The organism is Stenotrophomonas sp. CCNWLW162 (assembly GCF_037203745.1).
GTDB lineage: Bacteria > Pseudomonadota > Gammaproteobacteria > Xanthomonadales > Xanthomonadaceae > Stenotrophomonas > Stenotrophomonas maltophilia_AQ.
In genome coordinates, this window is the sequence record NZ_JBBCBL010000004.1 from 326,390 (window position 1) to 350,086 (window position 23,697).

20 protein-coding genes and 7 tRNA genes are annotated in these 23,697 nt (G+C 65.6%); 12 read left to right on the plus strand and 15 right to left on the minus strand.

Going from position 1 to position 23,697, the window contains the following annotated elements:
- Positions 1-8: 8 nt before the first annotated feature.
- Positions 9-1,097 carry a DUF5694 domain-containing protein gene (locus V9K93_RS13660; protein WP_337302711.1) on the minus strand — a complete coding sequence of 363 codons (1,089 nt, stop codon included), beginning with the start codon at positions 1,095-1,097 and terminating at the stop codon, positions 9-11.
- Here V9K93_RS13660 and V9K93_RS13665 point away from each other — a divergent pair.
- Together V9K93_RS13665 and V9K93_RS13670 are read left to right on the plus strand one after the other, a co-directional pair.
- Entirely contained in the window at positions 1,096-1,797 is a 702-nt protein-coding gene (locus V9K93_RS13665) for a GNAT family N-acetyltransferase (RefSeq protein WP_248298420.1), read from the plus strand. The genes V9K93_RS13660 and V9K93_RS13665 overlap by 2 nt on opposite strands.
- A gap of 254 nt (positions 1,798-2,051) precedes the next feature.
- Positions 2,052-3,878, plus strand: a complete 1,827-nt coding sequence (locus tag V9K93_RS13670; RefSeq protein ID WP_100468853.1) for a methyl-accepting chemotaxis protein — start codon at positions 2,052-2,054, stop codon at positions 3,876-3,878.
- Here the strand turns inward: V9K93_RS13670 and V9K93_RS13675 are convergent.
- The 3 genes from V9K93_RS13675 to V9K93_RS13685 form a co-directional block, all read right to left on the minus strand.
- Entirely contained in the window at positions 3,875-5,314 is a 1,440-nt protein-coding gene (locus V9K93_RS13675; protein ID WP_337302712.1) for a GGDEF domain-containing protein, read from the minus strand. The two genes, V9K93_RS13670 and V9K93_RS13675, sit on opposite strands and share 4 nt — an antisense overlap.
- 115 nt (positions 5,315-5,429) lie before the next feature.
- Complete coding sequence (locus V9K93_RS13680; RefSeq protein ID WP_136638186.1) at positions 5,430-5,972, minus strand: GNAT family N-acetyltransferase; 543 nt, start codon at positions 5,970-5,972, stop codon at positions 5,430-5,432.
- 71 nt (positions 5,973-6,043) lie between these two features.
- A tRNA-Leu gene (locus tag V9K93_RS13685) sits at positions 6,044-6,129 on the minus strand.
- Positions 6,130-6,261: 132 nt separating this feature from the next.
- On the opposite strand from V9K93_RS13685, the gene V9K93_RS13690 reads away from it, so the two are divergent.
- Positions 6,262-6,642 carry a response regulator gene (locus V9K93_RS13690; RefSeq protein ID WP_337302713.1) on the plus strand — a complete coding sequence of 127 codons (381 nt, stop codon included), beginning with the start codon at positions 6,262-6,264 and terminating at the stop codon, positions 6,640-6,642.
- Positions 6,643-6,711: 69 nt separating this feature from the next.
- Positions 6,712-6,909, plus strand: a complete 198-nt coding sequence (locus V9K93_RS13695) for a hypothetical protein (protein ID WP_046987587.1) — start codon at positions 6,712-6,714, stop codon at positions 6,907-6,909.
- Positions 6,910-6,954: 45 nt separating this feature from the next.
- Here the strand turns inward: V9K93_RS13695 and V9K93_RS13700 are convergent, their stop codons facing one another.
- The gene (locus tag V9K93_RS13700; RefSeq protein ID WP_136638122.1) at positions 6,955-7,911 is read right to left on the minus strand and encodes an SOS response-associated peptidase family protein; all 957 of its coding nucleotides are present in this window, start codon (positions 7,909-7,911) and stop codon (positions 6,955-6,957) included.
- Between the two features lie 77 nt (positions 7,912-7,988).
- Between V9K93_RS13700 and V9K93_RS13705 the strand changes: the two genes are divergently transcribed.
- Positions 7,989-8,405 (plus strand): GNAT family N-acetyltransferase, encoded by a 417-nt coding sequence (locus V9K93_RS13705; RefSeq protein ID WP_046987585.1) that lies wholly within the window; start codon positions 7,989-7,991, stop codon positions 8,403-8,405.
- A 140-nt stretch (positions 8,406-8,545) separates the two neighbouring features.
- Here the strand turns inward: V9K93_RS13705 and V9K93_RS13710 are convergent.
- The 7 genes from V9K93_RS13710 to V9K93_RS13740 all read right to left on the minus strand — a co-directional run bounded on the left by V9K93_RS13710 (position 8,546) and on the right by V9K93_RS13740 (position 9,880).
- A tRNA-Glu gene (locus tag V9K93_RS13710) sits at positions 8,546-8,621 on the minus strand.
- Between the two features lie 47 nt (positions 8,622-8,668).
- Positions 8,669-8,744, minus strand: a tRNA-Ala gene (locus V9K93_RS13715).
- Between the two features lie 43 nt (positions 8,745-8,787).
- Positions 8,788-8,863 (minus strand) — tRNA-Glu (locus tag V9K93_RS13720).
- A 49-nt stretch (positions 8,864-8,912) separates the two neighbouring features.
- Positions 8,913-8,988: transfer RNA gene (locus tag V9K93_RS13725), tRNA-Ala, on the minus strand.
- 184 nt (positions 8,989-9,172) lie between these two features.
- Positions 9,173-9,248, minus strand: a tRNA-Glu gene (locus tag V9K93_RS13730).
- Between the two features lie 54 nt (positions 9,249-9,302).
- Positions 9,303-9,378, minus strand: a tRNA-Ala gene (locus tag V9K93_RS13735).
- A gap of 103 nt (positions 9,379-9,481) precedes the next feature.
- On the minus strand, positions 9,482-9,880 hold the full coding sequence (locus tag V9K93_RS13740) for a heavy metal-responsive transcriptional regulator (RefSeq protein WP_337302714.1): 399 nt from the start codon (positions 9,878-9,880) through the stop codon (positions 9,482-9,484).
- A 186-nt stretch (positions 9,881-10,066) separates the two neighbouring features.
- On the opposite strand from V9K93_RS13740, the gene V9K93_RS13745 reads away from it, so the two are divergent.
- The 7 genes from V9K93_RS13745 (at position 10,067) to V9K93_RS13775 (ending at position 19,508) form a co-directional block, all read left to right on the plus strand.
- On the plus strand, positions 10,067-11,134 hold the full coding sequence (locus V9K93_RS13745; RefSeq protein WP_337302715.1) for a GlxA family transcriptional regulator: 1,068 nt from the start codon (positions 10,067-10,069) through the stop codon (positions 11,132-11,134).
- An 81-nt stretch (positions 11,135-11,215) separates the two neighbouring features.
- A complete protein-coding gene (locus V9K93_RS13750) occupies positions 11,216-12,019 on the plus strand; it encodes a redoxin family protein (protein ID WP_046984682.1) in 804 nt (267 codons plus the stop codon).
- 30 nt (positions 12,020-12,049) lie between these two features.
- The gene (gene dsbG / locus V9K93_RS13755; protein ID WP_253079094.1) at positions 12,050-12,892 is read left to right on the plus strand and encodes a thiol:disulfide interchange protein DsbG; all 843 of its coding nucleotides are present in this window, start codon (positions 12,050-12,052) and stop codon (positions 12,890-12,892) included.
- Between the two features lie 513 nt (positions 12,893-13,405).
- The gene (locus tag V9K93_RS13760) at positions 13,406-14,839 is read left to right on the plus strand and encodes a DcaP family trimeric outer membrane transporter (RefSeq protein ID WP_337302716.1); all 1,434 of its coding nucleotides are present in this window, start codon (positions 13,406-13,408) and stop codon (positions 14,837-14,839) included.
- Between the two features lie 76 nt (positions 14,840-14,915).
- Entirely contained in the window at positions 14,916-16,268 is a 1,353-nt protein-coding gene (gene adiC / locus V9K93_RS13765; protein WP_046984679.1) for an arginine/agmatine antiporter, read from the plus strand.
- A gap of 20 nt (positions 16,269-16,288) precedes the next feature.
- On the plus strand, positions 16,289-18,577 hold the full coding sequence (locus V9K93_RS13770) for an Orn/Lys/Arg family decarboxylase (RefSeq protein ID WP_046984678.1): 2,289 nt from the start codon (positions 16,289-16,291) through the stop codon (positions 18,575-18,577).
- A gap of 28 nt (positions 18,578-18,605) precedes the next feature.
- Complete coding sequence (locus V9K93_RS13775; RefSeq protein WP_046984677.1) at positions 18,606-19,508, plus strand: cation diffusion facilitator family transporter; 903 nt, start codon at positions 18,606-18,608, stop codon at positions 19,506-19,508.
- Positions 19,509-19,705: 197 nt separating this feature from the next.
- Here V9K93_RS13775 and V9K93_RS13780 read toward each other — a convergent pair whose 3' ends face one another.
- Genes V9K93_RS13780 through V9K93_RS13790 form a run of 3 tightly spaced genes read right to left on the minus strand, consistent with a single transcriptional unit; the run spans position 19,706 to position 23,670 of the window.
- Positions 19,706-20,419 carry an energy transducer TonB family protein gene (locus V9K93_RS13780; protein WP_046984676.1) on the minus strand — a complete coding sequence of 238 codons (714 nt, stop codon included), beginning with the start codon at positions 20,417-20,419 and terminating at the stop codon, positions 19,706-19,708.
- Entirely contained in the window at positions 20,412-21,212 is an 801-nt protein-coding gene (locus tag V9K93_RS13785) for a ChaN family lipoprotein (protein ID WP_337302717.1), read from the minus strand. Before V9K93_RS13785 ends, V9K93_RS13780 begins: the two co-directional genes overlap by 8 nt.
- Complete coding sequence (locus V9K93_RS13790; protein ID WP_337302718.1) at positions 21,199-23,670, minus strand: TonB-dependent receptor; 2,472 nt, start codon at positions 23,668-23,670, stop codon at positions 21,199-21,201. The genes V9K93_RS13785 and V9K93_RS13790 overlap by 14 nt, the downstream gene beginning before the upstream one ends.
- Between the last annotated feature and the right edge of the window lie 27 nt (positions 23,671-23,697).

The following is a 23,697-nucleotide window of genomic DNA, read 5'->3' on the forward strand; positions in this document are numbered from 1 at the left end:
GCTTGACGTCAACGCAGCACTTCATCCGAACTGACCAGCTGTACGTCGTGCATCAGGTTGAGATAGGCCTCGTAGTAGCCCTTGTGAGAGGCACCGACGATGGTCAGCATGCGGGTGCCCGGCTGTTGGCCGAGTACGTCGCGCATGTTGGCGACCATGCGCAGGTTGCGGGTTTCCCAGTAGCCCACGTAGTTGCGGCCGAAGCCTTCTGGCGAGGGCTCGACCAGCGTCGCGCCGAAGTCGCTGTTGTAGGCCACCATCGCGGTCTCGGGTGTGTTGTAGGCGCGATACATCGCCAGCAGTCCGTCCGGTTGGGCAAGATTGGCTTCGAGCCGTTCATCAGCCGCCCTACGTGCCTTGACGATGGGATTATCCCAAGCGCCCCGGATGGCCGCTGCATAGGCCTTCTGCTGGGATGCCGGCGTCGGCGAATCCGCAGTGTGGTCGTCGACCGACCACACGCGCTCCAGCCCCAGGCGTGCGGCAAGGACGCCGGCCACCAGGCCGGCCTCGTTGCGGCGGGCCATGCGCGTGTCGAGGAACTGCACCAGCTCCGGTGTCAGGCTGTCGGAGGCACGTCGCTCTTCCTTGGGCAGCCGCAGCCATTGGACGACTGCCGAACTGCTTTCGCCCGCGGCCAGGAACACTGCAGCCAATCGGCGCCGCTGGGCAGCGGTTGGCGCCTTCGGCCAATCTGCAAGCAGGCGTTCCATTTCCACGTTGGCGCTGGGAACGTCCAGGCCGGTGGCGGCCTGTGCCGGCGCCGGATCGACGCAGTAGTCCGCTACGCTCTCTGCGTATCGGGCCGGATTGCGGCGCATGAAATCGCACTGCAGGCCGGAGAGGTTCTCAACCGCGATCGCGGTGGGCTGCCAGGCCTCCAGCCGCTTCAGCAGTGGCTCCAGCATCGCCGGTTCGAAGGTCTTCGGCAGGCTGGACAGATGCGGGCTGCCCAACACCAGCACCTCGTTCGGACGCCCGGCCGGTGGGCCCTTCAGCTGGTCGGGATGGAAGGTCGGCCGGTAGCTGGCATCGGCAGCCAGGGCGCCGGTACTGCACAGGCCCAGGAAGAGGTAGCTGGCCAAGCGTGGAAGCATGTTGATCTCCGTGTCCGTGAACGTCCTGCAGGTCACTGCATGCTGGCCGTTTCCCTGTATCCGGGGACCTCCCGTTGGTCATGTAAACCCTTTTGCCTTGCGCTGCATCAGTCTGCTGGGCGAGGCTGTGCTCAATGGACAGGTGGTGCATGACATGACATCCGGCAACTGGATGATAGATAGCGCGCGGTTGCGCCTTCGGCCTTTCACGGCCGCGGATGCGGATGAGGCATTCGCAGCGATCACGCCGGGGCTGACCCGTTACATGGCGTTCGAGCCGCCGCCGTCGAAGGAGGCCTTCGCTGTGGTCTGGCAGGCGTGGTTGCCAACCATCGCCTCGGGCACGGACATCACCTTCGTCATCCGCCGGCGTGACGATGGCGCCTTCCTTGGCTTGGCCGGCCTTCATCGCAGCAGAGACGCCGAGCCCGAACTCGGCATCTGGATCAGCGAGGCGATGCATGGGCAGGGCTACGGCCGGGAAGCCGTCTCGGCGGTGTGGTCGCGGGCCTCCGCGCATCTGCGATGCGCGGCATTCCGCTACCCGGTGGCGGAGCAGAACGCGCCGAGCCGGCGCCTGGTCGAATCGCTTGGCGGCGTGCCTGCCGGGCGTGAGCAGGGCGTGAAGTACACGGCGATTGTCTACCGCATTCCTGCGGCAAAGCATGGAGATGCGACGGGCGTCGCGGAATCCGGTTAAAGCCGCCGACTGCATCGCCGATATCCCCTCTGGATCCCGCTCCAGTCACCCGCTGCAGGACCCGGGCTGCCCCCGATGGGCGGCCTGCGCCGTGTGTTCCGCCGCTCCCAGATGCTGATCGCGCCCGCACCAGACGTTCTTGCCAGCCGCTCGAGGGGTGCCAGCCGGCACCTGTAGTCCCAGGCAACTGATGTTGCCGCCGGGCATCCCGCCCGTCGGATCGCAACCGCTTACCGGACACCGAGGATCAGACAATGCTCATTCCAGGCTTCACGGCGGGCGCGCAGGCGCCGGCCGAGCTGCATACCCGTTGGTCTCCCTGGCGCGCGCTGTTGGGTGCGTTGGCTCCCCGGCATCGGCCCAGTACCGAGCTGGCGGCGAACGACCGCGCCGAGCTTGAGGCGCAGGTCGCGGCGCTGCACCGCGTGCAGGCGGTCATCGAGTTCGGGCTCGACGGCACCATCCTGCAGGCCAACGACAACTTCCTGCAGGCAATGGGGTATCGGCTGGAAGAGATCCAGGGCAAGCATCATTCGTTGTTCGTCGATCCAGAGCACGCCGGCAGCACCGAGTACCGCGACTTCTGGGCGCGGCTGGGGCGCGGCGAGTATGACGCCGGGCAATACCGGCGCTTCGGCAAGGGCCAGCGTGAGATCTGGATCCAGGCCTCGTACAACCCGGTGCTGGACCGCCAGGGACGCCCCTACAAGGTGGTCAAGTTCGCCACCGACATCACCGCGCAGAAGCTGCAGGCGGCGGACTCCGCTGGGCAGCTGGCGGCGATCGGCAAGTCGCAGGCAGTGATCGAGTTCAGCATGGATGGTCGCATCCTCTCGGCCAACGACAATTTCCTCGCCACCACCGGTTACAGCCTGGACGAGGTGCGTGGGCAACATCACTCGTTGTTCGTCGAGCCCGACCACCGCAGCAGTGAAGCGTACCGGCAGTTCTGGCAGAAGCTCGGACGCGGCGAATACGATGCCGGGCAGTACCGGCGCCTGGGCAAGGGCGGGCGCGAGGTCTGGATCCAGGCGTCCTACAACCCGATCCTTGACCTCAACGGGAAGCCGTTCAAGGTCGTCAAATACGCTACGGACATCACCGCGCAGGTACATGAAAACCAGGCCATGCAGCGGGCGGTGGCGCAGACCCGTGAAGTGGTGGCGGCGGCCAAAGGCGGCGATCTGACCCAGCGCGTGGCCACGGCCGACAAGCGTGGCCCGATCGCTGAGCTGTGCGAGGGCGTGAACTCGCTGGTCGAGGCAATGGCGGCCATCATCGGCCAGATCAAGTTCGCCGCCGACACCATCGCGGTGGGCGCGACCGAGATCGCGCAGGGCAACAGCGACCTGTCGCAGCGTACCGAGCAGCAGGCGGCCTCGCTGGAGGAAACCGCAGTGTCGATGAAGGGGCTGGCCGAGACCGTGCAGCGCACTGCCACCAATGCGCGGCAGGCCAGCCAGCTTGCCGGTGGCGCTGCCGATGTCGCGGCGAAGGGCGGCAGCGTGGTGCATGAAGTGGTCGAAACCATGGCGGTGATCAACACCTCGTCGCGGCGCATCGTCGATATCATCGGCGTGATCGACGGGATCGCCTTCCAGACCAACATCCTGGCGCTCAATGCAGCGGTGGAGGCTGCACGTGCTGGCGAGCACGGCCGTGGCTTTGCCGTGGTCGCCACCGAGATCCGCGAACTGTCGCAGCGTTCGGCCAGCGCGGCCAAGGAGATCAAGCACCTGATCGACGAGTCGGTCGCCAACGTCGGCGCTGGTACCGCCCAGGTCGAGAGTGCCGGCCGGACCATGGACGAGATCGTGGTCAACGTGCGTCGGGTCAGCGATCTGATGACCGAGATCAGCACCGCCGCGCAGCAGCAGAGCGACGACATCCAGCAGATGAACCATGCGGTCGACCTGATTGATCAGGGCACCCAGCAGAACGCAGCGCTGGTCGAGGAGGCGTCGGCGGCGGCGCGCAGCATGGAGGAGCAGTCGGCGCAGCTGCTGCACACCGTGGCCGGTTTCCGCGTGCAGGGCGCGGCCGGGCATCTGCACGGGGCAGCGGTGCTGCGCGCGGTCTAGGCGCGCCGGTCGGGCCGTTCGCTCCCGGCCGTGGCGGCCGGGGCGCCGTGCACACGGTTGCGCCCGGCGTGCTTGGCCCGGTACAGGGCCTGGTCGGCGCGGTCGACCAGGTCGCGCGGATCGCCGTTCTCGCCGGCGGCCTGCCAGGCCACGCCGATGCTGATGGTGACGACGGCTTCGGCCGCCGGCAGGCCAGCGGCTTCGACTGCCGCGCGCAACCGTTCACCCAGGCTCAGGGCATGGGCGACATCGGGCGAGGGCAGGGCGGCGATGAACTCCTCGCCGCCATAGCGGGCCAACAGGTCATCGCCGCGTTGCAGGCAGCCGTCCAGGATCCCGGCCACCGCGCGCAGCCGGCGGTCACCTTCCGGGTGGCCATAGGTGTCATTGAGCCGCTTGAAATGGTCGATGTCGATCATCAGCACGGCCAGGCCCAGCCCTTGGCGGCGCGCGCGGCGATGGGCACTGCCGAGGGATTCGTCGAAGTTGCGCCGATTGCCCAACCCGGTCAATGGATCGCGCCGGGCCAGTGCTTCCAGTTCGTCACGCTGGCGCTGGATCTCGACCTGGGTCAGCACGCTGCGCAACGCGTAACCCAACATGGCGCCGATGAAGCCGACGATCGCCAGTGTTGGATGCAGGCGTGAGACCAGCAGTGCCACCATCATCAGCAACAGGGGCAGCATCAATGGAACACCAGCATCGACGACGCGGCGCAGATTGCGCGACACCACTACCGCAGGCGGCCGCCATGGGCTGCTTGCCATCACTGCCAGCAGTACGAACAGGCCACTGATCAGCAGGTCGCCCCAACCGCCGTCGGGCACCTGGGGCTGGTAGTGATTGATGTAGAACGCGAGCAGAAAATAGCCCAGCGCATAGGTCGTCAGGGTACGGAAGAAGTCACGCCGATCGGCATTGTCTTCGGCCAGGAAGCGGATCAGCGCGAAGCAGAATACGAGACCGTTCTGCACAGTGCTCATCGCGTTCAGACCCTGCATCCACAGGGCTGCATCCAGGTGCACCAGCGCCCGCGTGTGTACGTAGTACAGCAGCCAGAGCAGGGCAATGATCGACAGGTCCACGGCGCGCACGTAGCGGTTGCCGCCCCCAGGGCTGGCCGCCACGTAGGTCAGCGGTATCCGGTAGAACACGTAGAGGATCAGCGACGACAGTGGCATCTGTGCCTGCCCGCCGCCATCCGCGATGCGATACAGCTGGGCCAGCAAGGCGATCGAGAACAGGCCGACGGCGAAGCCGAGCAGCCGCCACTTGCAGGCGGCCCGGCTGTCGCGGGCACGCCGCACACATGCCAGTGCCGCCAGCAGGGGAGCAGCCATCAACAGCAGGAAGGAACCTATCGGGTCCTGAGGGCCGATCAGAGCAATGACAAGCGCGTGCGTGACCAGAAAAAACAGTGCAGCACGCAACGTCATGCATTCCCCCGCCCCCAGGTCCGGCTGCCCTCAAGATAGGCAGATGCACGTGAGGCTTGCAAGAAAAGTGTGCGCTGCGTCCATTGGCAACGTTGTCAGTGGTTGCTGTTGTGTTTCAGCACGATGACGCGGTGTTCTCGATGTGCGCGTACATCCAGAAGTCAGCGGCCTGGCCGCGGACCTGGCGATAAGCGCGGAGCAGTCCCTCGCGCTGCATGCAGATGCGTTCCAGCACGGCGATCGAACGGGTATTGCTGTCCAGCACCGTGGCCTGGATGCGGACGAGCGCCAGTGTAGTGCGTCCCCAGGCCAGCACGGCACGCGCCGCGTTCGTGGCCAGTCCCTGGCCCTGCCAGCGGGGATCGAGATCGTACGCGAGCTCGGCGCGGCGATGCTGAAGATCGATTCCGTTCAGGCCTACGGTGCCGATCAGCAGGTTGTCTGCATCGACCAGTGCCCAGCGCCGGTCGACCGGCGAGGCTGCGTAGCTGTTGATCAGGTGGCGTAGTGCTTCTGGAGAAACGTCACCCCAGCTGGTGTGTTCGGTCACGCCTGGCAGCGAAAGATAGCGCGACCAGGCGACAGCATCATCCGGCTGCAACGAGCGCAGGCGCGTGGGCGGGGTGTCGGGAGGCGAGGGGTGCAAAGGGGCGGGCATGGCTGCCAGTGTCGGCGTTCCAAACCCGGAAATGCAAAAAGGCCAGGTCGGAGACCTGGCCTTTGATGCAGTGGTGCCGGTGAAAGGACTCGAACCTTCATGGGGTCACCCCCGGCTGATTTTGAGTCAGCTGCGTATACCATTCCGCCACACCGGCAGGCAGCGTGCGAGTGTAACCGAGGTCGGCAGGGCTTTCATAGGGGGAGAGGCGATCAGGGCGCTTCCTGTCGGCTTCGACCCCATGGTGGCTATACTGCGGCGGCATGTATCCCTCCAGGAGCGGTAGCCGATGACAGTGTTGCGGGACCTGAGGGTGCTGGTGGTCGAGAACGACGAGATGAGTGCCGCCTTGCTGCAGATGCAGCTGGTGCATGCCGGCGCGACCGTGGTCGGGTTGGCGGCGGGCGTGGCCGAAGCGCTGCGCCTGCTGGAGGATTCGGCGCCGGACGTGGCCCTGCTCGATTATCGCCTTGCCCGCAATGAAACCAGCGAGCCGGTCGCAGCTGCGCTGTCGGCGCGTGGCGTACCGTTCGTGCTGGCCACGGGGATGCTGGCCGAGCAGCTGCCTGAGTCCATGCTGGCTGGTGTGCTGCTGGTCAAGCCGTACCTGTCGGCGGATCTGAGCCGGGCGCTGGCGCGCGCGGTGGGTCGTTCCAGCGCGAAGGCCTGATTGGTCCTGATGGAATCGGCGGGCGTATGCTGCCCGGGCCTGAATGCTCAGGCCTACAAGGAGAGTGGCATGAAGAAGTGGATCAAGCGCGTGGTTGCTGCGGGTGTCCTTTCGATGGCTGTCTTCGGTGGTACGGCCTCTGCCGCGTGGTGCGGCCAGCCTTGTTACCAGCTCTACAAGAGCTGCATTGCGCGGGGTGGCGAGGTTGAGCAGTGCCTGCAGGAGCAAGCGTTCTGCGAAGAGGCGATGTGCGGCGGCAACCCCTGATCCAGGAACCCCGCCCAGGCGGGGTTTTTCATTCGCGCGCCATGTTCAACCTGCTTCCTCATACATGTAGCGGATGTCCTCGCGGTCATCGAGAATTCGGTACTGCCGCGCCAGGTCGTCCGGATCGGGATTGAGCCAGGCATCGAGGTATTCCTTGCGGATAGGTACCACGCCGCGATCATGACCAGCCGCAGCAACGTCGCCGGGCGGTGTGTCGGTGATGGTGGCGAATGACAGCAGGCGGCCCTCCGGGCCCTCCCATTCCGCCCACAGGCAGGCCAGCAGCAGGTCGCGCGGTGGATCGGGACGAAACTCCAGCACCGCGTCCTGTTCCTTTTCGTCTGCGCCGAGCGTGCGTCCCGCGATGGCATGGCGGGGCACGTGCTCGTAGAACGCCTGCACCACCACCACGCCGTGGCGCAGGCCGAACGCACCACGCCAGTAGCCTTCCAGACTGTCGCGTCGTGCGTTGTAGGTGCCGGGATAAAGCACGTCGTTGCGTGCGGGCTTGTCAGGAAGCCGGCACTGGTAGCGCATCGGCTTGATCACCCGCTCACCGTTCTCGCTGATCATCACCGGCGCATAGGTGCCAGGGAAAATCCGGTTATCGCGTGGCAGCAACTGCACCCTGTGCAGGTCTTCAAGCCGGGCTTGCGCGCGCTCGATGCGGTTGCCGGCCACGCGCAGGTCATTGCGTGCTTTCTGGGTAGGGCGGGTCGCCAGCGTGGCGTTGGCGATATCACGCCGCTCGCACTGGCGGGCCAGGTCCGCTTCCAGTTCGCGTTGCTCCTGCGCATGCCACTGCTGGATCTTCGCCACGATGTCGCGCCCCAGCTCGGTGCGTGCAGCAGCGAAGCCGTCATCCATCGCCTTGGGTGTCTTCGGTCGCTTCTTGCCCGGATCGTGCGCGTACAGCTCCGCGAAATCTTCCAGCGACAGGATGGCGCCGAACTCGCGCACCAGCTTGGCGTAGTCGGCGCGGATCAGGGCGGAATAGCACATGGTAAATCTGCCGGGATGGATCGCAGCAACTGCGACGGGGATGAGGCAGGATAGCTCGACCTATAGGGAGATACCGCATGAATGATTCCGCCACCTGCCAGTTCCGCGAGACTGTGCCAACCGTCGAGGGCTATTGCCGGTTGCGTGTGCTGGCCGGCCTGAGTGCCAAGACCGAGGAGGCCGCGGCGCGTGCACTGCCCAATACCTTGTTCGGCGTGTGTGCCTACCAGGGCAACGAACTTGTGGCGATGGGACGGATCGTTGGTGATGGCGGATGTCACCTTCAGGTCTGCGATATCGCGGTGTTGCCGCGCCTGCAGGGGCAGGGTCTGGGCAAGGAAGTGATGCGGCGCCTGAGCGAGTGGATGCAGGGCAACCTGCCGCCGTCGGCCTATGTGAGCCTGTTGGCCGATGGCGAGGCGCATCGGCTGTACGCGCAGTTCGGTTTTGCACCGACGGCACCGGCATCGATCGGGATGTATCGGCGGTTCTGAGGCGCGGTCCAGCGTTTTCCATCCACGCATGGCATGGATCTACTGCAGAGTCGGGGTAGATCCACGCCATGCGTGGATGCGTTCCACCAGCAGATCGCAGGCAAAGAAAAACCCCGGTCGAAACCGGGGTTTTCAAGAATTGGCGTCCCCACGGGGATTCGAACCCCGGTCGCCACCGTGAAAGGGTGATGTCCTAGGCCTCTAGACGATGGGGACGCACGAAAACTTCAAGTTGTAGATTCTTCGACGGCCTAATGTCGAAGTGGTGGAGCCAAGCGGGATCGAACCGCTGACCTCCTGCATGCCATGCAGGCGCTCTCCCAGCTGAGCTATGGCCCCATGAAACGTCGGAATTCTGCTGGGAGCAGAGTCCGTTTGAAACTGGCGTCCCCACGGGGATTCGAACCCCGGTCGCCACCGTGAAAGGGTGATGTCCTAGGCCTCTAGACGATGGGGACGCACGAAAAACTTCAAGTTGTAGAACCTTCGACGGCCTAATGTCGAAAGTGGTGGAGCCAAGCGGGATCGAACCGCTGACCTCCTGCATGCCATGCAGGCGCTCTCCCAGCTGAGCTATGGCCCCGTGTTACCGAGCCGCCCATCATACCTGCGTGTTCACATTTGTGGAAGCTTTTTTTAAGCTTTTTTCGTTCCGGATCAACCGCAGCCATGAGGGCAGGGGAACCGCAACGCCACAACCTGAATGCCGGTGGGCGGTGAACAAAAAAGACCCGGTTATCGGCCGGGTCCTCGTTGTTCATGATGAGTGGCGTCCCCACGGGGATTCGAACCCCGGTCGCCACCGTGAAAGGGTGATGTCCTAGGCCTCTAGACGATGGGGACGCAATTCTCATCAATGTTCTTTAGCGACCTTTCGACGGCCTAATGCCGAAAGATTGGTGGAGCCAAGCGGGATCGAACCGCTGACCTCCTGCATGCCATGCAGGCGCTCTCCCAGCTGAGCTATGGCCCCACGTCGCTGAGGAGCGAAATAATAGCCTTGCCCCAGGGGGTTGGCAAGCATTTGTTGCACTTTTCTTCACGTCGATTGCGAGGTGGATCTCGCTCGCCTGGGCTCATGCAGTGTCGTTGGTCAGCGCGGCCAGGATCGGGCATTGATCCAGCGTGCCGTGCCCCGGGCAGGCATCGACCAGTTGTGACAGCGCGTTGTGCATGCGCTGCAGTTCGGCCATCCGCTGCGCGATATCCAGCAGGCGTGCCTGGGCCGTGTCGCGGACGCTGCCCATGTCCTGCTGGTGGCGATCACTGAGCGCGAGCAGCTCGCCGATTTCTTCCAGGCTGAAGCCCAGTGATTTGGCCCGGCGGATGAAGCGCAGCCGGCGCAGGTCCCGCTCACCGAAGATGCGGTAGCCACCGGCCGAACGTGCGGCCGTGGGCAGCAGATGCTGGCGCTCGTAGTAGCGGACCGTATCGATGGGCACGCCAGCCTGGCGGGCCAGTTGTCCAATGTTCATGGCGGATTCCTGCGGATGCTGCCGCGCATTGTGAAGCCTTGAGTCTGGTCAAGAGTCAAGACTTTCTGCCGAGCCGCGTATTCAGCGCACTTTGCAACTTTCTTCATAGCCCTGCCGCTGGACCAGTTCCTACCCTTCGCCTGAACCGGCCATTCGATGGCCCGCAACGAACCGAGGAGGTGGTGTGTGGAAGGATTCAGGAACGAAGGATTCGTCGAGGTCGCGGTGGTCGAGTACCCGGGAGGCGATCCCTCGGCCGCCTCGGTGCTGGCAGAGATGGCGCACGTGGCCAATCGCCTGGCCCAGCAGCAGCGCCGGCCGTTCAAGCGCGTGTTGGTTACCCGCTGGATCGTGCCGGCCAGTCAGACCGGCGTGCATCGCATCGCCGGTGCGGAAATGCTCGATGCCGCCATTCCCGCAGTGATCGCGGTGCCGGGCCAGATCAGCCCCGGAGCCTGCCTGCGTGCCGACGAGATCCTGCTGGACTGGCTGCGGGCTCATTACGACGGCGGCAGCCTTCTGGCGGCCGCCAGTGATGGCGTAAGCGTACTGGCACGCGCCGGATTGCTGGCCGGGCGCACCGTCAGTGGACCTGATCTGGCGCGGCATCCCGGGCTGCAGGCACAGGCTGCCAGCTGGGTGCCGAGTGAACGCGCACTGGTCGATGACGGCGACCTGTTGACCGTTGGCGGTTCGCAGGCCTGGCGCTTCCTGGCGCTGCGCCTGCTGTACCGGTTGCACGGGCAGGGCGTGGCCAGCGCGGTGGCACAGCAGTTGGGAATCACCGTGCCGGCGACGATCCAGCAGGATCTGGAGCGTTTCAGCGCCAACTTCGCCCATGGCGATCGCGATGTGCTGAAAGCGCAGCGCTGGCTGCATACCACCGCGGCACGCGGCGCTACTCTCGCCGCGATCTGCGAGATTGCCGGGCTCGAGCCGCGGACGCTGCAGCGACGCTTCCTGCGGGCCACGGGGCTGCGGCCCATCGAGTACTGCCAGCGGCTGCGCATCGCCAAGGCGCAGACCCTGCTCCAGCAGGGGGCAGGCATCGATGAAGTGGCCTGGGGCGTGGGCTACGCGGATCAGAGTGCCTTCCGGCGTCTGTTCCTGCGCATTGTCGGCATGACGCCGGCCAATTATCGCCGCCATGTCAACAGCAAGCGGCGTGAACGGCCGTTGATGCCATCGGTGGCGGGCAGCCTGCGCGGTCTGCAGGCGCCGTCCGCACTGCAGTTGGGACGCAGTGCGGCCTAGCGCCTGATCAGATGTCGCGCTTGCAACGTGGGCGTGACCCTTCGACCATGCAGCCAGTGAACGAATGAGGCAGGTGGGCTGATGTCGAGTGTTGGACCGGTGCCGATGCCGGTGGTATTGATTCTCGCGTGCGTGTTGCTGGCGATGGCTGTGGCCCATTTATGGCCACGTCGGAAGGACGGGGGGCCGTTACCCTCGGCGGCAAGCATGGTGCTGGACATGTTGCTGATCGGCCTGCTCTTTGGCCGCATCAGTTTCGTTGCCTTGAACCTTGCCTTGTATCGCGAGGCACCCTGGAGCATTCTGCAGATCGCAGACGGCGGCTACCACCTGCCGGTAGTGCTTGTTGCCGGGCTGGCGTGGGGGCTGTGGCGATTGCGGCGTTGGCGCCCACTGCGCGCGCCGGTACTGGTCGGCGCGTTGATTGGTATGTTGCTATGGGCAGGTGGCAGCCAGCTGCTGTCAGCCTGGCAGGAACGGCAGATGCCGCTGCCGACGTTGCAGGTGGCTGATCTGCAGGGCGGGAAGGTTGATCTGCAGCAGTTCAAGGGTAAACCGCTGGTACTGAATCTCTGGGCGACCTGGTGCGGGCCCTGCCGGCGCGAGATGCCGGTGCTGGCGGCGGCACAGCAGGCACACGCGGATGTGCAGTTCGTATTCCTCAACCAGGGCGAAACCCTGGGCGAGGTCCAGGGTTTCATCGCCGGCGAGCGGCTCATGCTCGGCAACGTGTTGCTCGACGATGACGCTGCAGCATCCACCGTGCTCGGCGTGCAGGCCTACCCGTCGACCCTCTTTTTCGATGCCGAAGGACGCCTGCGCGAACTGCACCTCGGCGAACTGACCGCAGCCGGTCTTGAACACAAACTGCGCCGGCTGCGGTAGCCTGCGCGGGCATCTCACTACGGAGTTCCCATGTTGTCGACTTCCCTGCGCACCGTCCCTGCGGTGCTGTTGCTGCCGGTCATGCTGGCATTGGCCGCCTGCAGCCAGGCACAGACACCGCCGGGCAAGGCTGCCGCGGCACCGGCAGCAAGTGCTGCGGCCTCCGCCGCCAAGGGCGACCGCCCCGCTGTGCTGAAGGGCATCGAGAAGCATGGCTTCGAGGTTGTTGCCGAATTCGACGCCCCCGGTGGCCTGCGTGGCTTTGCCGGCGTGGTCGGTGGCCAGCAGCCGGCCGCGGCTTACGTCACTGCCGATGGCAAGCATGTACTGGTTGGCAGCCTGTTCGATGCCGAGGGCAACGACGTGGCCGCCGAGGCCGTTGAGAAACTGGTTGCGCAGCCGATGTCGGCCAAAATGTGGACCAAGCTGGAGGCCAGCGCGTGGGTGCGCGATGGCAAGGCCGACGCGCCGCGGGTGGTCTACACCTTCAGCGATGCCAACTGCCCGTACTGCCACAAGTTCTGGGAAGCGGCGCGTCCGTGGGTCGATGCGGGCAAGGTCCAGCTGCGTCACATCATGGTCGGTGTGATCCGCGAAGACAGTCCGGCCAAGGCGGCCGCCATCCTTGCTGCGCGTGATCCGAGTGCAGCGCTGCTGCAGAATGAGCATGAGTTCGATCGCGGTGGCATCAAAGCGCTGCCGAACATCAGTCGCGAGATCGCTGGCAAGCTCGACGCGAACCAGGTGCTGATGATCGAGATGGGCTTCCAGGGCACGCCAGGCATCCTGTTCCAGGATGCGCAGGGCCAGGTGCAGCGTCGCGCCGGCCTGCCGCAGGGTGCCGACCTGCAGACGGTGCTGGGCCCGCGCTGAGCCGCGACTCTCATCGTGAATGACCCACGGGCCCGCATGGCAGCATGCGGGCCTGTTGCTTTTCGTGATCAAAACCGACATTGCGGCCTGCGCATGACTTGTTCGTCATCACGTCTGAATAGTGACTGACATCAAGCCTCGCGCCTTGATTCCAATCAAGGCCAAAAACGACAGGTGAATTAGCCTGTGACGCATGGAATACAGCGTCAATGCGCGATGGATGCCGCGCTCGCCACGCCCTGATCAGGGTCGGCCGGCTCAGCCATTCACGACAACCTCACCCCGTGCTTGTTACCCAGACCGCTGCGGCCGCCACCTCTCTGGCAGCGCGGCCTTGTTGGCGTCGACATTGGTGTGGGCAGGACAGTGTCATCGTCCTGTGGCCTGCGATGTGCAGGCTGACTGGTGTCGTCAACGCAGTATCCGCATTTCCAGCAACGGTAACGTGAGGCCGGAGCGGCGCATGCGTGCGTCCCGCCATCGCGCTGCGAGTGTTTTTCCAGGGAGGATGCAATGCGCTTGGCGGTAGTGAGTCTGGCCTGTTTGACCGCGTTGGTGATCACACCGGCGTATGCGCAGCAGGATGACCGGGAGGACGCGCAGGCCCTGCGCCGTGAGATCGCGGCCATGCGGCAGGCACTTGAAGGCATGCAGCAGCGCTTGGACCGTCTCGAGCGGCACGATGGGGCTGCTGTACCCGCCAGCGCATCGCTGCCAGCTCCCGTGATCGCACCCACCGGTACCGCCAACCTGCTGCACCCTACCCAGGTGCCGGGCGTGGCGCCGCCGGTGCTGCCACTGCGCGAATCGGTGGCCGATCCGTCCACCGCTGCGTCGCGTCCCGACAGTGCTGCTGGTCCGACCGATCCCGATCTGAAGGGCTTCTTCGCTATTCCAGGTACCGACACGGTGATCCGTATCGGCGGCTACGCCAAACTCGATGCCATCGCCGATTCGCGTGGAGCAGGTGACGAGGATCAGTTCATCCCCTCGTCGATGCCGGTGGGCGGCAATCATCGCGATGTCTCCAACTTCAACATCCACGCCAAGCAGACCCGTTTCAGCTTCGAGGCACGGCGCCCGACCACGCATGGCAACCTGCGCTTCTACCTGGAGAATGATTTCTTCGGCAGCAGCGATGGCTACCAATTCCGCCTGCGCCATGCCTATGGCCAGCTCGGCAATACCTACGCCGGCTATGGCTATTCCAGTTTCATGGATCCGGACAGCCTGCCCGATACGCTGGACTTTGCAGGGCCCGGCGGCGCCGGTTACCTGCTGGTAGCAGGCATCCATCACAGCTTTGCGCTGGGCAAGGGCAACACCCTGACCGTCGCTGCAGAAGATCCGAAGACCGAACTTGCCGGTGCCAGCGATGAGCGCGCCGCCGTGAACCGGCTGCCGGATGTGACGTTGACCGCGCGCATGGAGCGCGATTGGGGCCACCTGCAGTTGGGCGCGGTGGCACGTAGCCTGGCCTACGACGGTGACGATGAGCGCGACCGGCGCATGGCCGGTGGCCTGCAGCTGAGCGGCTCGGCATCGGTAGGCGAACGCGACCTGCTGCTGTTCGGCGCTTTGGGTGGGCGCGGCCTCAGCCGCTACACCGCTGACCTGACCGGCTCCGGACTGGACGCGGTGGTCGGTGCCGATGGCCACCTCGATGCACTGGATCTGCACGGCGGCTTTGTGGGTTACACCCACTACTGGTCCGAGTTGTGGCGTTCGAACCTGATCTTCGGCCAGCTGACCCTGGAGCGTAATGCTGCACTGGCGGCCGACGCGTTCCGGCAGAGCCGTTACGGCGTGTTCAATCTGATCTGGAGCCCGGCACCGTCGTGGACGATGGGCATGGAGCTGCTGTACGGACGTCTGGAACAACAGGGCGGCGCGCGCGGCGACACGGTCCGGGTGCAGGGCAGCCTGCAATACAACTTCATCAAATAGGCGCCAGCGGTCGTACGCCAGCGTAACCGTCCCCACGCCCGGTTGTACCGGGCTCATGCCAGTACAGGAGATTGTCATGGCAGAAGCAAAGAAAATCGGGGTGGTCGGAGCCACCTTCCTCGTCGCCGGCAACATGATGGGCTCAGGCGTGTTCCTGCTGCCATCCAGCCTGGCCAAGATTGGTACAGCCTCTATCTGGGGCTGGCTGATCACCACCGCGGGCGCGCTGCTGCTGGCCTTCGTGTTCGCCAAGCTGGGCAAGCTGGCACCCAAGGCGGGCGGCCCCTACGCCTATGCGCGTGACTGGTTCGGGCCCTACATGGGCTTCCAGACCAACACCATCTACTGGTTCGCCAACTGGATCGGCAACGTCGCCATCCCGATCGCGGCGGTCGGCTACTTCAGCTACTTCTTCCCGATCCTGTCCGAGCCGCTGGTGCGCTGCATCGCGGTGCTGGTGCTGGTGTGGGCGCTGAGCTTCGCCAACATGATCGGCCCGGCATTCGTCAGCCGCGTGCAGACGGTCACCACCAGCTTCGCACTGGTGCCGATCCTGGGCATCGCCATCTTCGGCTGGTTCTTCTTCGATGCCGACATCTTCAAGGGCGCCTACAACGTGTCCGGCGAGTCGAACTTCGGCGCGATCTCCAGTGCCGCGGCACTGACCCTGTGGGCCTTCATTGGCGTCGAATCCGCTTCGGTCACCGCCGGTGTGGTGGAGAACCCGGAAAAGAACGTGGCCCGCGCCACCCTGGCCGGCGTGTTCCTCGCCGCCATCGCCTACATCGCAAGCTCCTCGGTGATCATGGGCATGGTCCCCAACGGTGAACTGCAGACCTCCGATGCACCGTTCGCGCTGGCTGCGGCCAAGGCGGTGGGCGGCTGGGGCGGGGCGCTGGTCAGCCTGTGTGCCTTCGTTGGTGCCGCCGGTTCGCTGGGTGGCTGGATCCTGCTGACCGCGCAGAGTGCCAAGGCAGCGTCCGACGATGGCCTGTTCCCGAGCATCTTCAGCAAGACCAACAAGGATGACGTGCCGGTCAAGGGCGTGCTGATCGTAGCGGTGCTGATGACCCTGGCGGTGCTGGTGACCTCCACCTCGAAGACCGCCTCGGCCCAGTTCGACGTGATCACTTCGGCGGCGGTGGTGCTGACGCTGCTGCCGTACATCTATTCGTGCGTGGCCTGCTACTTCGTGGTGGAGCGGTCGCACACGCTGGTGCACACCGGTGCGTTCTGGACCCTGACCAGCCTGACGGTCGTGTACTGCCTGTGGGCGATCTACGGCTCGTCGGGAACGATCGTGCAGTACGCCTTCCTGTTCGTGCTGTTCATCACCGTGTTCTATCCCTTCTTCAGCGAGGAGCGTCGCCAACAGCGGCAGCGTTCCCGCGAGGCGGCGGCAATTTCGTCCGGCGCCCAGCGTTCCTGAGTTAGACAAGGAGAATCAACGTGTATTTCAAGTCTCTGGATTATCCGGTCATCGTCATTGACGGTGACTACGACTCGCCGCGCATCGGCGGCATCCTCATCCGTGCGCTGGTGGAAGAGCTGCGCAGCAATGACCAGCGCGTGCTGTGCGGCCTGAACCTGGATGACGCCCGTGCCGGCGCCCGTACCTATGTGGCTGCTTCGGCGGTGCTGATCTCGATCGACGGCAGCGAGGAGGTCGATGGCGAGTTCCAGCGCCTGACCGCCTTCCTGCGCGAGCAGAGTGCGCGCCGGGCCAACCTGCCGGTATTCCTGTACGGCGAGCGCCGTACCATCGAGAAGGTGCCGAGCAAGCTGCTCAAGTACATCCATGGCTTCATCTTCCTGTTCGAAGACACCAAGAGCTTCATCTCGCGTCAGGTGATGCGTGCGGCCGAAGACTACATGCAGAACCTGCTGCCGCCGTTCTTCAAGGCGCTGATCCACCACGCGGCGGAGTCGAACTATTCCTGGCATACGCCTGGCCATGCCGGTGGCGTGGCCTTCACCAAGTCACCGGTCGGGCGCGCCTTCCACCAGTTCTACGGTGAGAACACGCTGCGCAGCGATCTGTCGATTTCGGTGCCGGAGCTGGGCTCGCTGCTGGACCACACCGGCCCGATCAAGGAGGCCGAGGACGAGGCCGCGCGCAACTTCGGCGCTGACCACACCTTCTTCGTCACCAACGGTACGTCGACGGCCAACAAGATCGTGTGGCACGGTACCGTGGCCCGTGGCGACGTGGTCTTCGTCGACCGCAACTGCCACAAGTCGCTGCTGCATTCGCTGATCATGACCGGCGCGGTACCGGTGTATTTCACGCCCAGCCGCAATGCGCACGGCATCATCGGCCCGATCAGCCTGGACCAATTCACCCCGGAATCCCTGCAGCAGAGCATCGCGGCCAATCCGCTGGCCAGCCAGGCCTACCAGGCCGGTTCCAAGCCGCGTATCGCGGTGGTGACCAACTCGACCTACGACGGCCTGTGCTACAACGCCGAGAAAATCGCGGAGGAGATCGGCAGCGCGGTCGACTTCCTGCATTTCGACGAGGCCTGGTACGCCTATGCCGCGTTCCATCCGTTCTACGAGAACCACTACGGCATGGCCAAGGGCAAGCCGCGCGAGCAGGATGCGATCATCTTCACCACTCATTCCACGCACAAGCTGTTGGCTGCGTTCTCGCAGGCCTCGATGATCCACGTGCGCAATTCGGCCAGCCGCGACCTGGACGCTGAACGCTTCAACGAATCGTTCATGATGCATACCTCGACCAGCCCGCATTACGGCGTGATCGCGGCGTGTGATGTTGCCTCGAAGATGATGGAAGGCGATGCGGGTCGTTCGCTGGTACAGGAAATGCACGACGAGGCCATCGCCTTCCGCCGCGCGATGCTGCACGTGCGCGATGACCTCGGTCGCGACGACTGGTGGTTCAGCGTGTGGCAGCCGACCCAGGTCGAGCGCAGCCTGGACAAGGGCGATACGCCGGCACCGCTGGTGGCCAAGCGCGAGGAGTGGTACCTGCAGCCGGACGCGCACTGGCACGGTTTCGAGAACCTGGTCGACGACTACGTGCTGATCGACCCGATCAAGGTGACCCTGCTGACCCCGGGCCTGGCGATGGACGGCAGCATGGGCAAGCTGGGCATCCCGGCGGCGGTGCTGAGCAAGTTCCTGTGGGGCCGCGGCATCACCGTGGAGAAGACCAACCTGTACTCGGTGCTGTTCCTGTTCTCGATGGGCATCACCAAGGGCAAGTGGAGCACCCTGGTCACCGAACTGATGGCGTTCAAGGAGCTGTACGACCGAAACGCGCCGCTGACCCAGGCGCTGCCGACGCTGGCCGCCGATTACCCGGTGGCTTACGCCGGCTGGGGCCTGCGCGACCTGTGCGATGCGCTGCATGCGTTCAACCAGGAGTTCGCGGTGGCTAAGGTGATGCGTGAGATGTACGTGGATCTGCCGACGCCGGTGATGACCCCGGCCGATGCCTACAACCACTTGGTGAAGGGCGAGATCGAGCGGGTCGACATCGAGCAGATCAGCGGCCGCATTGCCGCGACCATGCTCGTACCGTACCCGCCGGGCATTCCGACCATCATGCCGGGCGAGCGCTTCGGTGACAGCGACGAGCCGATCATCCAGTCGCTGCGCATCGCCCGCGAGCAGAACGCGCGCTTCCCCGGCTTCGAGTCGGACGTGCACGGGCTCATCATCGAGCAGGAGGATGGTGCGGTTTCGTACAAGGTGGAGGTGCTGAAGGCCTGACCGGCAACGGTCGGCCCTTCGACGAACGATGGATACCGCGCGCGAGCAACGCATCCTGACGTTCTCGATCGGGGTCACCCTTGCGGTGAGCGCGGTTGGTTTCAGTGGTGGCCTGCTGGTGGGATCGCAGGCCATCCTGTTCGACGGCGTGTACAGCCTGGTCGACGTTGCCCTGACCCTGGTGTCGTTGTCGGTGTTGCGGCTGGTGGCGCGGGAACAGAGCCCACGCTTCCAGTACGGCTATTGGCACCTGGAGCCGATGGTCGAGGCGCTGGGCGGTGTGATCCTGTCGCTGGCCTGCGTGTACGCGCTGGCCAACGCCGTGATCGGCCTGACCACGGGCGGGCACGAAGTGAAATTCGGGCCCGCGCTGTGGTGGGCAGCGTTGCTGAGTGCCAGCAACCTGGCGATGGCGGCGTTCGTCGCGCAGCGGGCGCGGCATCTGCGCTCGGCGCTGCTGTGGCTGGACGTGCGTGGCTGGCTGTTGGGTGGGTTGATGAGCCTGGCGGTGGTACTGGCCTTCGTGCTGGCACTGGCGCTGCATGGCGGTGAGTGGCACCACTGGGTGCCGTACCTGGATTCGATCGTGCTGGCCTTGATCAGCCTGGCGGTGCTGCCGGTGCCGGCACGCAGTGCATGGAAGGCCATGCGCGAAGTGCTGCAGGTAGCGCCGGATGATCTGGACGGTCGCGTGCAGCAGGTGATGCAGGCCTTCGTGGCCGAACGTGGCTATACAGGCTTCACCAGCCACGTGGCGAAGATGGGGCGGATGCGCTTCATCGAGATCCATGTGCTGGCCGACCCGGCCACGCCATTGGGTTCGGTCGGTGATGTCGACGCGATGCGCGATGAGATCGCGGTGCGATTGGATGCCCGTGCCAGCACGTTCTGGCTGACCATTGATTTTACTGCCGACCCGGCGTGGACGTGACCCCGGAACTGTAGAGCCGGGCCCATGCTCGGCTGCTCCACGCGAACGGCAGCCGAGCATGGGCTCGGCTCTGCAAGTGGACGCAATCGTTGCGCATGGCGGACTACTCTGTTGCGCCAGTTCCATTTGACCTCAACCAGAGTTGAGGTTACAGACTGCCTGGCAATCCCCGACATCAAGGCGGAGGCTTGGATCGTCTAGCGCAGGTAGTACTCCACCGGCACCACCAGTTCCTGCGGCGCCTTCAGCTCGGCGGGAATGGGCGGTAGCGGCTGCGCACGACGGAAGGTCTGCAGCGCGGCGTCATTCAGCATCGGCTGGCCACTGGACTGCTCCAGCCGCAGCGCCAGCAGGCGGCCCTCACGGTCGATGCTGGCCCTGACCCACGCCGTACCCTGCTGGCGACGCGAGCGCGCGGCGGCGGGGTAATAGCGGTAACGCTCCAGCCGCGCCATCAGGCGGGCTTCCCACTGGTCGCTGGCGGCGCCGGCCTGGAAGTCTGCCGGTGGCGCGTCCGGAGCGGGCGGCGCGGCCGTGATCGATGCCGGTGCGGGACTTGCATCGGTCGCGGCCGCAGGCGGGGCGACCGGCAGCGGTTGCCGGCCACGACCGCCGGTTTCACTGGCAGCCAGTTCGCCTTCGCGTGCGGCGGTGGGCGTGGGCGGCGGAGGCGACTTTGTGGCTTGTGACGCGCGTGCCTGTTGTGCCTGGCTGGGCGTATCGGCCTGGCGTTCCTCTACGGGCTGTGGCGGAGTGGCCGGTGCCAGCAGGCGCAGGCTGATGCGCACGTCCTGTTCCGGTGGCGGCAGCATGGGCGGCGTGGCGACCCAATGCACCAGCAGCAGCAAGGGCAGCAGGTGAAGCCCGATGGTGATCGCGATGGCCTGCCAGTGTTGGCCGCGCTCACTCATCGTCCAGCACCCACAGCAGATCGGCATCGGCGGCGTCGACGGATTCGCCGGGTGACGCGAGTGCGATCACCAGGGACGGCGCCTCTGGCGGCAGGTAGCCCGGCACGCCGGTGCCGCGCAGTACATGCCAGCGGCCGGCAACCAGCAGCGCCGGTGCTGGTGCACGGGTCAGCACCTGCGCCATGCGGCTGTCGCGGGCCTGCTGCACGGCCAGCATGCCGTCCAGCATCGGCGCGGCCTCTGCATGCTGGGCCAGCACCACCGCCGAAAGGCGTTGCCGTGCAGTGGCAACCGGGAACCGGACTGCCTTGGTCGAAGCCAGCAGCGTGTTGACCTCGGCGCGCGACAGGTTGCCACCGAACAGGGCCGTACCCGCAGCGGTGGCGTCCTGTACCAGCCCGCCATAGGCCGTCCACGGCCAGCGCGCATCCCAGTCAAGCAACTCCTGCAGGCGCGTGCCGTTGGCGTGGTTGCCCTTGGCCAGCCAGCGCTGCACCCGCTGCAGGCGTGGCTGGCGCTCACTGGCGATCATCTCCAGCACCAGGGCAGCCTGCGGCCGCTGCTGCTGCAGGACCTGCAGCAACCAGCGCTGGGCGGCATGGTCGCCGGCCAGGTCATGGCGCTCGCCCAGCAGCATCCGTTGGGCCGTGGCCGCGCGCTTCACGAACGCGGCCTCGTCCAGGGGCTGGCCACTGGCCAGGTCGATCACCCTGCCGGGCATCGGCTGCGCGCTGGTCACTGTCGCCAGCGCGAGCAGGCACACGGGCAGCCAGCGACGGCTAGAACGCCACATTGATGCCCATCGAAACGGTGCGGCCACGGCCGTTGCCGCGGTCCAGGATCGGGCTGAAGATGCTGTCGATCGAGGCATTGTTGTCATAGGCCTTGTTCTGCAGGTTTTCGATGTTCAGCCACAGGGTGGTGTTGGCCTGGGGCTTGAAGCTGGCGTAGAAGTCCAGCAGCACGCCGGTGCCGCCGGTCTTGCGGGTCTGGAAGAAGTCGTAGCCTTCCTCGGTCGGCCCGGAGTACTCGGCACGCAGGCCGGCCTGCACGCGCTGCTGCCACCAGCGGCCACCCACGTCCAGCGTCCAGTAGCGGTCGGGCAGCGCGGTGATGTCTTCCAGGTTGACGAACTCGATGGCCGGCGCGCTGGTGCGCGAGCGGGTCCAGCTGAGCGTGGCGTGGTAGTGCTCGCTGGCGTAGTGCGCCTCAAGCTCGATGCCGCGCATGCGCACGATGCCTGGGTGGTTCATCCAGCGCGTGGTGGTGCTGAAGTCGTCCACGTCCAGTGCATCGGTCCAGGCGTTGAGCTGCGGATCGCTGTCGATCGGCACCACGAACGGTTCCACTTCCGGCGGATGCACGATCAGCAGGTACTGCGGCTTGATGTAGTCGCGGATGCGGTTGTCGAAGCGGGTGATCCGCAGCTGTGCCAGGTCACCCTCGACGAGCAGTGAGTCGGTGCTGAGGTTGGCGCCGAACTGCAGGTTGCGCGAGCGCTCGCGGTGCAGGAACGGATTGGCACCTACGCCGTCGGCATCGCTCATGCCCTCCAGCGGAATCTTCTCGAAGAACATCTCCTGCACCCGCGGCGGCCGCGAGGTGCGCGAGGCTTCGGCGAACAGCTGCAGCCAGTCGGTGGCCTGCAGCGAGACCGCCAGGCTGGGGCTGAGTGCACGCTCGGTGCGACGCACGTCGATGTCGCCGCCATTGATCTCCGTGCATTGGCCCGGCACATCCGAGCACACCGGAATATGGCCGCGGATGCCGTAGCGGTCCTGACGCAGGCCGGCGGTCAGGGCATAGATGTCGTACTGCAGTTCCAGCGTACTGAAGACGCTGTCGAGCTGGCTGCGGCCCTGCGGATTGGCGCCGCGCAGGGTGGGAGTGTCGGCGACGTAGATGTCCGACTGGTGCTTGATGCCGGTATTCCAGCGCGCCCGCAGCGCACCGATGTCGAAGTGGCTGGTGTTGTCTACGGTCCAGCTGCTCAGGCTGCTGTGTGTGCGGCGGCCGATGTAGCTGGAATCCTCCACCGGCGGATAGAACAGCCGGGTCTTGTTGCTGGCGAAGGTCGCGCGCAGGTCGATCCACGGCGAATAGGGCGTGTAGTGGTAGCTGGCCCGCTGGTTGCGCGCGGAAATCTGCCACGGGTAGTTGTGGTAGAAGTCGTTTTCGTAATGCATGTGGCTCAGGTCGAGCCGATGCTGGTCACTCGGCTGCAGGCGCGCTTTCAACAGCCAGCTGCTGGGCTGCTGGCTGCCGGGGTCGGCACTGTTCTTCTGCCCGCGTGCGGTGGCGTACTCGTTGCTGCGGCTGCTGCTGGCAGCGGCCAGCAGGCCGAACTGGCGGTCACCGCCGTCCTCGCTGTGGCGCCACGCACCGGCGAAGGTGCGGCCGCTGCCATAGCCGTTGTTGCCATGGCGATAGCCCGCACGCAGGCCCCAGTCGCGGCCTTCGCCGAGCAGATCCTCGATATCCAGCGTGCGGAAATTGGCACTGCCGGTCAGCGTACCGGCGCCATCACTGCCGGCAACCGCGCCGCGCTGCACGTCCACGCCGGCCAGCAGGAACGGGTCGACATAGGCGAACGGGCCACCCGAGCCATGCCCGGCGTTGTTGCGGAAGGTCTGGGTGACTCCGTCGATCATGGTGTTGACCCGGCCGGCGCCGGTCATGCCGCGGATGTTGACCTGCAGGCCAGGTTGGCTGCGCGAATGGAAGCTGTGGGTGCCGGGCATCGAACGCAGCAGGCTGTTGCCTTCCTGGCGTTCGGCAACCGCCACACGCTCGCTGCCGACCGTGGGCGCGAAACCATCACGGGTGGCCGGTACGTACTGGCTGGCGCCGGCGCCCGGTGCATGGCCGTGCGCGGTATCGCCCTGCACCCGCAGCGGCCCGGTGCGGCGGCTGCCATCACCCCGTTCGGCGGGTGCCGGTTCCAGGGTGGCGCGGCGTGCATCGATGAAGCGCGGGCGCAGGCCGCTGCCTGTGAGCAGATGGGACAATGCCTGGGCGTCGTCGAAATCACCGCGCAGGGCAGGGGCGGCATGGCCGGCGGGCAGCGCCGCACCGATCACCAGATCGACGCCGCTCAGGCGGCTGTAGGCATCCAGTGCGGCAGCCAGTGGCTTTGCGGGCAGATCGTAGTGGCGGGTGGCCGCCTGCGCCTGCGCACTGGCAGGCAGCAGTGGAATCGCGCTGGCACAGGCCAGCGACAGGGCGAGGACAAGGGGGCGGTGGCACAGCATCGGGGGCTCCAGGAGGTGACGCAGAGC